The organism is Chryseobacterium vrystaatense (assembly GCF_000737765.1).
Taxonomy (GTDB): Bacteria; Bacteroidota; Bacteroidia; order Flavobacteriales; family Weeksellaceae; genus Chryseobacterium; species Chryseobacterium vrystaatense.
Genome location: NZ_JPRI01000006.1, coordinates 187319 through 198621, shown reverse-complemented (window position 1 = coordinate 198621; position 11303 = coordinate 187319). Strand labels below are relative to the sequence as shown.

Sequence of the window (11303 nt, the reverse complement as noted above, 5' to 3'; positions counted from 1 at the left end):
ACGGCTACTTTTTGATAAACTTAGCCTTGAACTGATCTCTTCCTTTTTCATCAATGGTAATGACATATCCACCTTTCACCAGAGAAGAAACATCAATCTTTCCATTATTTACATTTCCTGTTTCTACCAGTTGACCCGCTATACTGTATATTTTATAAGAAGCGTTATCTGAAACTTTAGTAATGTTTAGAATATCGCTTACAGGATTTGGATATATCTGTATCTCGTCCTTAATAATTTTAGTTTCACTTACTCCTAAAACCTCATTCACTATTACATTATAATCTTCCACTTCACCATATCCATAAGATGTGCAAGCTGTAGGTAATGTATTATAGCGTAATGCAACCCTCATCCTAAGAGGCTTATTCAAAACAGAAGTCAGTGGAACTGTAAAAGAAGCAGAAACTGTTGGCACCTTGTTTGGTGCAGATTCCAGAACCATTTCATTTGAATCAAATACTCCGTTCCTATTAAAATCTATCCACACTCGTACTCCTTCATTATATAAACTTCCAGACCAGGCTTTTGTAACTGATATTGTATTTATTGTCCCTTTTACAAGGTTTACCAGCTTAGCAGGATCTGTTGTGTAATTGGTGTAGCCACTTGCTCCGGAAGTATTATCAAGATTCGCTAAAGTTACATTGGAAATATACTCATCAACCGAACTTGATGCTGCTAAAGAACAATAAGACAACCCCAGTGTTGTGAAGTTTAAAGAAGTCGAATAAGTCCCCTGAGTTCCTGAGCAAACCGTTGCTACCTGAACTTCATAAGCGGTTGTATCATCAAGCCCCGACAACGTTATAAAAGGACTTGTGGATGCAGCCTGCAACCAAGCCATATCAGACAATTTTTTATAACGAATAATATAAGCAGCGCCTGATATTGGTATCCAGCTTATATTTACAGTATTTATTGTCGCATTACTGGCAGACACTCCTGTAGGTGCTGAACCATCACATGTAGCCAGGGTAATAATATTAATAGGCTTCACGGCATAAAATACATTTCCTATAGAAGAAATTCTCAGTTTAATGGTCTGACCATCCAATGCCGCAGGAAAAATAAGATTTTCTGTCCCGTCATTTGCTGTTGAAGCCGAGATCACTGACCATGTCGCTCCATTGTCTGTTGTGTAATCAATTTTCACATAAGTTACGTTATATGGTGCTGTTCCGGTATTCACAACATCCCATTCAATTGCAGAAGGTACCGAATGTCCTGCATATTGTGTATTAATTTTAAAAGGTCCGTCATTTCCTACAACAATAGTCTGCTCCGCAAACTGCGTCTGCTGCTGACTAATAATAGGGTTATTATCTCTCACCGTTACCGCAAACTTTGTAGTTCTTGGTACCATAGAAACAGATTCCCAGCCATTATTCGAATTATCTAAAACTCCTGATAATACAGAAGATAATTTAGGAAAATATCTGGTCGGATCTGAAGTGGGACTTAATGATCTGAATGAAGCTCCACTTGTTGTTTTTCCTAAATTATTTTTATTTATAGTAATGCTTGCATTACTCACTTCCTCCCAGGTATAAGTTAAAGGATCATTTTCAGGATCCGTAGCAGAAGCCGTTAATAAAAATGCGGTTCCTTTAGGAATGGTATATGTTGACAATGGTCCAATTACAGGAGGATTGTTTACAATTGCTGTTTCTACATCACAAGTTGTCAATATTAAATTATCTTGGACCTGCTTTATACTTGCCATATGAAAATAGATATCAGAATGAGCCTGTACATCTGTATTCGGCCCTGTAATTCCAGCATATCCCATAATCGTTGATCCTGAACCCGGCTCCATATTTACGCCAGTCCCTTCAAGGCCGTGGGAAAACGTATGATTTGCTCCCAACTGATGCCCCATCTCATGGGCGACAAAATCAATATCAAAATTGTCTCCCTCCGGTGTTACAGCCTGTGTAAAACCAGAACCTTTTCCTTCCGGCTCCATTGTACTTGGATCAGTACACACACAGCCTATACAGCCTGCATTACCATTATTTCCTGCAGCATTAAATAAATGGCCAATATCATAGTTCTCATTCCCTACATTACTCGTAAGGGTTTCTTGAAGCTCTAAATTAAGATTACCTGTATACGGATCTGAAGCTGCATCGGTATAAATGATTCCCGGAAAGTTCTGAACATTCAAATGCAATGAAAAATCTTTTTCAAAGACACCATTTACTCTGGTCATTGTAGCATTAATAGCTTCTAATGCTCCATTTACAGTGCCTCCAAAAAACTGGGTATACTCACCCGTTACAGATATTGCCAATCTCAGCGTTCTGTACTTTTTGTCCGAATTTTTCGCAAAATTTGTTGGTTGATTTGTAAATGATTTCCCATTCTCATAAAGCTTCTCAATTTCAGCTTTAGACAAGGGTTTTTCGTTCGTGGAGCATAAGAAGCCTTCTTTACTTTTATCCGTTTTCGGATGTACTGCGTAAACCTCTTTTGTATGATCAACAGGTTCAATAAATTCATACTTCCCCTCTTTGATAATCATTGACTGAAAATCATTTGGTGATACTGAGAATCTCACGTATTTCAATGGATCATCAATTCCAACCCCGACATAGGATCCCAGTTTATACTGCTCTGCCAATTCTTTAACCATTACAGGAAAACTATACACAGAGAACCGCTCCGTTTTTCCATCTAATGTCGGTAATGAAATTTCAACAGGTCTTGCACTCGATCCTGTTTCCTGAGCATTTTTAAGCTGATTTCTAATTTTATTAATATCCAGTTTATAATAAGAACGTACGTCAAAGGATTTTGATCCCCCATCTGGTGCAGCTGGCGTCCATTGTGCAGAAACAACAGTACCAATAGCACTACATAATAAAGTAAAAATAATTTTTCTCATAGAATAATGCATTTTCATATTGATAAAAATAAAAACATAAAAACACAAATACAACAACCTAAATACAACAGCATAATAAAATCAACAACAAACACAATAAAGGTTAATAAATTATATATCTCTAAATAATTAAAAATTCACTACAATAGGAATAATCATGAAAATATTCCTTTTCAATATGATATTTCAGACAAAAACAAAACTTCCTAGATCTATTTTTAATAAAAAAAACTCCTTAAAATAAGGAGTTCTATATTGAAAAATTTAACTAAATAAGGTTAAAACTTATAGGCAATATTCCATGCAAAGCCCATATTGAATTTGGCTGAACTTCTGCCAAACCCAGGTACAATCATTGGTGTAATATCATCCTGTTTGGAAGTATATACCAGATATTTCGGCTGAAGATTGATATCAATATAAAAATTGGATTCAAAAAGCTGTACTCTTCCTCCGATAGTTCCCTCTAACCAGGCAGAAGTCTGCGAAGACGAAGGAAACGTGACAGAAGAGGAACTGCCTCCAAAACCACGTACCGGAATTGCCATATACTCCTGATTGTAGAATGCACCTCCAAGCTTACCTCCGGCATAGAAACCATTAAATTCATTTTCTGGATCTTTTGCCAGCATATAAAATGCACCCAATTTCACAAAAGGACCACTGGCTTTCGCATCATAGCCGTTCTTCTGATATACATTTTTCTCAAAACCTGCTTCCACAATAGCATGTACATTCCCTCTCACCTTGGATGAAATAAAACCCTGGTAAAGCATTCTGTCTGAAAAAAAGGAAACCCCCGTATTAAGAACATCAAGACCCACCATAAAATTCGGTTTGTACTTCTCCTGAACTTTTTTGGTTTCTTTGGTTTCTTCTTTTTTCTGGGCCAACCCCATTATTCCTATGATACTAAAAAAGAAGGAAAAGATTAGTCTTGTCTTCATTCTCTATTTGATTTTGTCCTGTTTCTACTTTCAGAAAAGGATTTGATTGTATTAATTCTGGACTTAAATTCTCGTAAAACTTTTTGATCCCGCATCCCGGAGAAACGTATTGAGTTTTTGTTGTATAGCTGACGCGTACGTGAGATTCTACACCTTTTTCCTCAATCCTGAAATAAAGATCTGTATAAGGTGAATCATCTACCCTAAGCGGAATAAGTACAGAGGCTATTTTTTCAAATTTCCCAAGCTCCACCTTTCCGGAACCATAATCTACCGCTACATATAATAACGGCACAGTTGTTTCTTTACCGTTGGCCAAATCTTTAAATGCCACTTTCATTCTTGGCGTTCCTTCACCGCTCTCACAGATATCGTCGTCTCCGCCACAGGAAAAAAGCATTCCTATAAAGCAGATCATGACGAGAAATTTAAAGTATTTCATATTAATATTTGAAATTCAAATTTAAATAAAATTATTTTTTAATAAGCAGTGCTATATTTTCAACGTGATGGGTTTGCGGGAACATATCTACCGGAAGTATTTTTACCAAGGTATAATGATCCTTCATTAAAGCAAGATCTCTAGCCTGTGTCGCTGAATTACAGCTTACATAAACTACTTTTTCCGGAGCAAGCTTTAATATCTGCTCCACCACTTTCTGGTGCATTCCATCTCTTGGCGGATCGGTAATCAAAACGTCTGCTTTTGGATGATTTTCCAAGAATTCATCGTTAAAGACATTTTTCATATCTCCACAATAGAATGTTGTATTGGTAAGACCATTTAATTCAGCATGTTCAATAGCTGCGTCAATGGCTTCCTGAACAGATTCTATACCGATAACGTGTTTCGCATTTCTGGCAACATACTGTGCAATTGTTCCTGTTCCTGTATATAAATCATAAACAACTTCATCACCTTTCAAGTCAGCAAATTCCAAAGTCTTTCTATAAAGTTCCAATGCCTGTTTGTAATTGGTTTGGAAGAATGATTTTGGACCAATTTTAAACTTCAGGCCATCCATTTCTTCCATTAAGAATCCATCTCCGAAATAAATATTAACATTCAGGTCGTAGATAGAGTCGTTTTGTTTTGGATTAATAGCATATACCAATGTTTTGATCTGCGGAAATTTCTCTAATAGATATTGGAAAAGATTTTCTCTGTTAGTCTTCTCTTCTCTATAAAGCTGGAATAAAACCATCCATTCCCCTTTAGAGTTCTGCCTCATCATTAAGGTTCTCAAAAAGCCTTCCTGCTTTTTTACATCAAAAAAATCTAAGCCATTGTCTACGCTAAACTTTTTCACAGCCAAACGTATTGCATTAGATGGGTCTTCCTGAAGGAAACACTCTTTAAGATCCAGAATTTTACTCCACATTCCCGGAATATGGAACCCTAAAGCATCTTTGCTGCCAAAATTTTCTTCAGAGCTTATTTCATACTGAGTAAGCCATCTCGCATTTGAGAAAGAAAACTCCATTTTGTTTCTGTAAAAATACTGTTCTTCAGCCCCTAAAATCGGAACGGTTTCAAAATCATCAATTCCGCCGATTCTTTTGATGTTATTGTATACTTCTTCCTGTTTGAAATATAGCTGTTTTTCGTAGCTCATATTCTGCCACTTGCAACCGCCACACGTTCCAAAATGAATACATTTGGCATCTACTCTGAATGGTGAAGGCTCAACAACCGCTACAGTTTCTGCTTCGTAGTATTTGGATTTCGATTTTTTAACTCTGGCATTCACTACGTCTCCCGGAACTGCTCCGGAAATAAGAACTGTTTTTCCTTCTTCCGTTTTTCCTATGGCAACGCCTTTTGCTCCCGCTCCAAACAACTTAATATTTTCAAGAATTATATCTTTCTTCTTTCTCATCCGTAAACTCAATTTCTTTTAATGGTCGGATAAAACCCTCCGGTTTCAATCCTGGATCTCTATTTCTATTTTTCTAATTCAACCGAAAAACTCCCGGTTTAATTCCGCAAAAATACAATAAAAAAAAACCTTATCCGAAGATAAGGTTTCCATCTATGTTAAAGTTTATTATTTTGTAGGAGCAGGCTGAGGATTTGCAGGCTGTCCTGAAGGATCCACCATTCCCGGCTGCATTTGAACATTTGGCTGTACTCTAGGTGCAGAAAGACCTGTAAGTTTATCCAGGATCGTTACTACCTCCTGCTCACCTAAGTTTACAAAAGATCTGCTGGCGATCTTACCGTCTTTATCTACTATCACAAAGCAAGGTAATTTAAATCCATATACACCATATTTTTTAGCGGCATCTGATTCCAATCCTTTTTCTCCATATACATTGGTTCCCTGAATTCCTTTTAACAATGCACTGCTTGTTTTTACAAACTGATCTTTTGAATCATCAACGTTTACAAAAACAAAGTTCATTTTAGATTTATAGAAATTCACAACCTCTTTTAATACAGGAACTGTTGCCTCACTGATATAAGGATTCCAAGATGCATAGAAAAACAGCATGTAAGGCTTACCTTTATTTTCAGAAAGCTTGTAAGATTTACCGTCTGCTTTTACCAATGATACTTCAGGAGCGGCATCTCCAATTTTAATTCCATTAATTGCTACCTGCATCTTAACAAGATCTGCTTTGATAGAGGCATCTGTAATATCAGTATCAATTATTTTTTTCACTTTATCAGTATTCTTAGCCGGAGCTCCAGGATGAATATCCTGAGCAACTACAAATGCTAAAAGATAATCTTTAGCAGTCTGAGAAAGTTCTTTTCTGTCTTTAAGGAATTGTGCAAAAACTTCAGAAGTTGTCACATCAGTTTTCCCTTTGGTTTTAGCCTCAGCAAATTTTTGGAAATCAGGGCTAAGTTTTACAAGAAGGTACTGTCTGTATAATGGAATAGTTTTCACCATCACATCTTTATTCTCTTCCAGTTTCTTTTCATAATCCTGAAAAGCTTTGGAAACCTTAAATGAAGGATTTCCTGACATCTGGCGTTTTGACATCTCATAATTCGCAAGAAGATTAAGGATCGTCACTTTTACGTCATTCTTTTTCCATTCCAACATTCCTTTACCCGGATTGTTCTTTTGGGCAAGATCATCTACATTTTTATTGATATCAGCTTCAATCTTCTGCGCTCCTTTAAGGAATGTTTTTTCATCCCCACCCATTAACTGCTGAACATTGATCTTACTTCCGTACTCGCCTAAGAACTTTTGGCTGGCCTGAAGGAAATCATTATTTTTCTTAGCATCACCTGTTACAACAAATTCATTTGGAAAGGTCATCGCGTTTCCAGAAATATTAAGCTTCTGTCCGCCTTCAAGATAAATCAGATTTTGTCTTCCTGCATAGTTGATCACATACATTCCGTCTTTAGGAGCGTCGAAGCCTCCTGCAAAGTTTCCATTTTTATCTAAACCAATATTAATAAGTGGAAGGGTCGCTACTCCAGAAGCCTCAACAAATTCAATTCTCTCGAGTGGTGAACTTCCAGCAATTTTTCCTTTTACTTCAACTTTTTTTGAACAAGACATCACAAATATCGTGATGATAAACAATAAAAGATATTTTTTCATTTCAATTTTAATATTACACAAAAATACCGTTTTTTACGGTTTGTTGATTAAGACTATTTATTTTTTTTGAAAATTTTATGAAAACCTATTAAAAGGGATGTTAAGACCTTTTTTCAGTATAGATTTTAATCGATAAAAAAGCATTCACTTCCTCATCTTTCCATAAAAAGTGTTCACCAAATATAGACTTATTAAATAAGGAATATCCTATCTATGCAACAACTTAACAAATTTTAACAGCCCGATATAAGACATAAAAAAAATCGTCTTCATAATGAAGACGATTTTTTATGTATTTGAATAGGATTTATCCGTTATCTACCATAGCAGCCATATATTCTCTGTTCATTCTGGCGATATTTTCAAGAGAAATACCTTTAGGGCATTCAATTTCACAAGCTCCGGTATTTGAACAGTTTCCGAATCCTTCTTCGTCCATCGCTTTCACCATGTTCAGAACTCTTCTTTTTGCTTCTACTCTACCTTGAGGAAGTAATGCAAACTGAGAAACTTTAGCTCCCACGAATAGCATAGCAGATCCGTTTTTACACGTAGCTACACAAGCACCACATCCGATACATGCCGCAGCATCCATCGCTTTGTCTGCATCTTCTTTAGGAACCGGAATTGCATTGGCATCCAAAGTATTACCAGAAGTGTTCACCGAAATAAAACCACCAGCAGCCATTACTCTGTCGAATGCGCTTCTGTCTACCATTAAATCTTTAATAACCGGGAAGGCAGCACTTCTCCAAGGCTCAATAACGATGGTTTCACCGTCTTTGAACATTCTCATGTGAAGCTGACAAGTCGTGATACCGGTATCAGGACCATGAGCTCTACCATTGATGTAAAGAGAACACATCCCACAAATTCCTTCACGACAATCGTGGTCGAAAGCGATAGGTTCTTTTCCCTCGTTAATAATATTTTCGTTCAAAATATCTAACATTTCCAGGAAAGAAGAATCTGTAGAAACATCCGATATTTTGTAGGTCTCAAACTGACCTTTAGTTTTGCTATTTTTTTGTCTCCAAATTTTTAGGGTAAGATGAAGGCCTTTTTTTGCACTCATAATTATTTATTTATAGGTTGGAGATTATTTGTAACTTCTTGCTTTAACTTCAATATTTTCGTAGATCAAATCTTCTTTGTGCAGAACTTCAGTGGTAATATCATCTGTTTGATATTCCCAAGCACCTACATATTTGAAGTTAACGTCATCTCTTTCAGCCTCACCTTCCGGAGTAGCATGATCTTCTCTGAAATGCCCGCCACAAGATTCGTTTCTATGCAGAGCATCGATAGCCATCAGTTGTCCTAATTCGATAAAGTCTGCAACTCTGAAAGCTTTTTCAAGTTCAGTATTCATTCCATCTGCATCACCAGGAACTTTCACATCGCTCCAAAACTCTTTTTTCACCTGTGCGATTTCAGCGATAGCTTCTCTTAATCCTTCAGGAGTTCTTCCCATTCCTACCTTATTCCACATGATGTGTCCTAATTTTTTGTGGAAATGATCTACTGAATGAGTTCCTTTGTTATTTAAGAAGAAATCTATTTTATCTTTAATTCCTTTTTCAGCTTCAACAAAATCAGCAGAATCTGTAGGAATAGTTCCCGTTCTGATATCTGCAGAAAGATAATCTGCAATGGTGTAAGGAAGTACGAAATATCCGTCTGCAAGACCCTGCATCAATGCAGAAGCCCCAAGTCTGTTTGCTCCGTGATCTGAGAAGTTAGCTTCACCAATGACGAAACATCCAGGGATTGTAGACTGAAGGTTATAGTCAACCCAAACACCACCCATTGTGTAGTGAACTGCAGGATAAATTTTCATTGGAGTTTTGTAAGGATCATCAGCAGTAATCTTCTCGTACATGACAAATAGGTTACCGTATTTTTCTTCAATCCAAGCTTTTCCAAGGTCGTAAATTTGCTGATCACTAGGATTATGAATATGCTTTTCAATAGCAGCTTCTTTACCTTTTTTGATAATTTCTGTAGAGAAATCTAAATAAACACCTTCTTTTGTATCATTATTTTCGATTCCGAAACCAGCATCACATCTTTCTTTACCCGCTCTTGACGCAACGTCTCTAGGTACTAAGTTACCAAATGCAGGGTATCTTCTTTCTAAGTAATAATCTCTATCTTCTTCTTTAATATTTTCAGGTCTTAATTTACCTTCTCTGATCGCTACAGAATCTTCAATTTTCTTAGGAACCCAGATTCTTCCTGAGTTTCTAAGAGATTCAGACATCAAAGTCAGTTTAGACTGCTGAGTTCCGTGAACAGGAATACAAGTCGGGTGAATCTGCACATAACAAGGGTTTGCAAAATATGCTCCTTTCTTGTGAATCTTCCATGCTGCAGAAACGTTTGAACCCATTGCATTGGTAGAAAGGAAATATACGTTTCCGTAACCACCGGAAGCAATAACCACTGCGTGGGCAGAATGTCTTTCAACTTCACCTGTTACAAGGTTTCTTGCAATAATTCCTCTTGCTTTTCCGTCTACAATTACTAAATCCAGCATTTCGTGACGGTTATACATTTTCACTCTCCCCTTACCGATTTGACGGCTTAAAGAAGAATAAGCACCCAACAGTAACTGCTGGCCTGTCTGTCCTTTTGCGTAGAAAGTTCTTTTAACCTGAACCCCACCAAATGAACGGTTATCTAATTGTCCGCCGTAATCTCTTCCAAAAGGTACACCTTGTGAAACACATTGGTCAATAATGTTAGCTGAAACTTCAGCCAATCTGTATACGTTTGCTTCTCTTGCTCTATAGTCACCACCTTTGATGGTGTCATAGAATAATCTGTAGGTAGAGTCACCATCACCCTGATAATTTTTAGCGGCATTGATTCCTCCCTGTGCAGCAATCGAGTGTGCTCTTCTTGGAGAATCCTGGTAACAGAATGCTTTTACGTTATATCCCTGCTCAGCTAATGTCGCTGCAGCAGAACCTCCTGCCAAACCTGTACCTACAACAATAATATCAATCTTATCTCTGTTGTTGGGTGCAACAAGGTTCATATGGTCTTTATGATGCTTCCATTTATCCTTTAAAGGACCAGCCGGAATTCTTGAATCTAATTTACTCATATTGGTATATTGATATTATTGAGTTACAAAGTGAAAAATTGCAATAAAAATAAAACCTGCAGGAATAAGGATTGAATACCATTTTCCAAAAGCTTTAATTACCGGAGTATATTTCGGATGTCTTGCACCAATAGATTGGAACGAAGACTGGAAACCGTGAGCCAAATGCAATCCCAGCAAAACAAAAGAGATCACATATAAAGCTACTCTCCAAAGGTCTGCAAACTTCTCATGCAACTCCGGCCAGAAACGTTCCGCATCAGGAGCAAGTCCTTCCACATACTTGTAATTGATTTCATGCAGCCAGAAATCATATAAGTGCAACGCCAGAAAAGCCAAAACAACAGCTCCCGAAATAATCATATTTCTGGACATCCATGAAGAGTTCACAGAAGGATTGTTTGAAGCGTACTTTATCGGACGCGCTTTATTGTTCTTAATTTCCAGTACAAACCCCATAATAAAATGGAAAAGAACTGCAAAACCAAGAACAGGCTGCATTAAGAACTGCACAAAAGGATTATAGCCCATAAAATCTGATGCTGTATTGAATGCATCACGATTTAGGACTGATAACAAATTGGTCGTCAAATGCAGTATAAGAAAGATCAGCAAAAAAATTGCTGATAATGCCATCGCATATTTTCTACCTATCGTAGAACTCGTTAAACCTGCCATATAAGTTTAAATTTGAATTTCCCACAAAATTAAGAAATGTTAACAATATCGCGAAGTGAGAAATCTCACAATTAGCCAGTTTGTAATCTTTCTAAATAAGAATCTAT

General features: G+C 37.0%; 8 protein-coding genes. All 8 read right to left on the bottom strand.

What is annotated here, in order from left to right:
* Positions 1-4: 4 nt before the first annotated feature.
* The 8 genes from IW16_RS16660 to IW16_RS16625 all read right to left on the bottom strand — a co-directional run bounded on the left by IW16_RS16660 (position 5) and on the right by IW16_RS16625 (position 11196).
* Positions 5-2890, bottom strand: coding sequence for a reprolysin-like metallopeptidase (locus tag IW16_RS16660; RefSeq protein WP_034746939.1), 2886 nt, complete (start codon positions 2888-2890; stop codon positions 5-7).
* Positions 2891-3168: 278 nt separating this feature from the next.
* Complete coding sequence (locus IW16_RS16655) at positions 3169-3837, bottom strand: DUF6048 family protein (RefSeq protein WP_034746797.1); 669 nt, start codon at positions 3835-3837, stop codon at positions 3169-3171.
* A complete protein-coding gene (locus IW16_RS16650) occupies positions 3803-4279 on the bottom strand; it encodes a DUF6452 family protein (RefSeq protein ID WP_034746796.1) in 477 nt (158 codons plus the stop codon). The genes IW16_RS16655 and IW16_RS16650 overlap by 35 nt, the downstream gene beginning before the upstream one ends.
* 31 nt (positions 4280-4310) lie before the next feature.
* Positions 4311-5717 (bottom strand): 23S rRNA (uracil(1939)-C(5))-methyltransferase RlmD, encoded by a 1407-nt coding sequence (gene rlmD, locus IW16_RS16645; protein WP_034746795.1) that lies wholly within the window; start codon positions 5715-5717, stop codon positions 4311-4313.
* Between the two features lie 168 nt (positions 5718-5885).
* The gene (locus tag IW16_RS16640) at positions 5886-7406 is read right to left on the bottom strand and encodes a TlpA family protein disulfide reductase (RefSeq protein ID WP_034746794.1); all 1521 of its coding nucleotides are present in this window, start codon (positions 7404-7406) and stop codon (positions 5886-5888) included.
* Between the two features lie 307 nt (positions 7407-7713).
* Positions 7714-8481 carry a succinate dehydrogenase/fumarate reductase iron-sulfur subunit gene (locus IW16_RS16635; RefSeq protein WP_034746785.1) on the bottom strand — a complete coding sequence of 256 codons (768 nt, stop codon included), beginning with the start codon at positions 8479-8481 and terminating at the stop codon, positions 7714-7716.
* Between the two features lie 24 nt (positions 8482-8505).
* Positions 8506-10518 (bottom strand): fumarate reductase/succinate dehydrogenase flavoprotein subunit, encoded by a 2013-nt coding sequence (locus tag IW16_RS16630; RefSeq protein ID WP_034746782.1) that lies wholly within the window; start codon positions 10516-10518, stop codon positions 8506-8508.
* A 15-nt stretch (positions 10519-10533) separates the two neighbouring features.
* Entirely contained in the window at positions 10534-11196 is a 663-nt protein-coding gene (locus IW16_RS16625) for a succinate dehydrogenase cytochrome b subunit (protein WP_034746780.1), read from the bottom strand.
* Positions 11197-11303 lie beyond the last annotated feature (107 nt).

Coding starts and splice junctions, on each gene's coding strand:
- IW16_RS16655 (WP_034746797.1), bottom strand. CDS start 3,837: ATGAAGACAAGACTAATCTTTTCCTTCTTTTTTAGTATCATAGGAATA.
- IW16_RS16630 (WP_034746782.1), bottom strand. CDS start 10,518: ATGAGTAAATTAGATTCAAGAATTCCGGCTGGTCCTTTAAAGGATAAA.
- IW16_RS16650 (WP_034746796.1), bottom strand. CDS start 4,279: ATGAAATACTTTAAATTTCTCGTCATGATCTGCTTTATAGGAATGCTT.
- IW16_RS16660 (WP_034746939.1), bottom strand. CDS start 2,890: ATGAGAAAAATTATTTTTACTTTATTATGTAGTGCTATTGGTACTGTT.
- IW16_RS16625 (WP_034746780.1), bottom strand. CDS start 11,196: ATGGCAGGTTTAACGAGTTCTACGATAGGTAGAAAATATGCGATGGCA.
- IW16_RS16640 (WP_034746794.1), bottom strand. CDS start 7,406: ATGAAAAAATATCTTTTATTGTTTATCATCACGATATTTGTGATGTCT.
- IW16_RS16635 (WP_034746785.1), bottom strand. CDS start 8,481: ATGAGTGCAAAAAAAGGCCTTCATCTTACCCTAAAAATTTGGAGACAA.
- rlmD (WP_034746795.1), bottom strand. CDS start 5,717: ATGAGAAAGAAGAAAGATATAATTCTTGAAAATATTAAGTTGTTTGGA.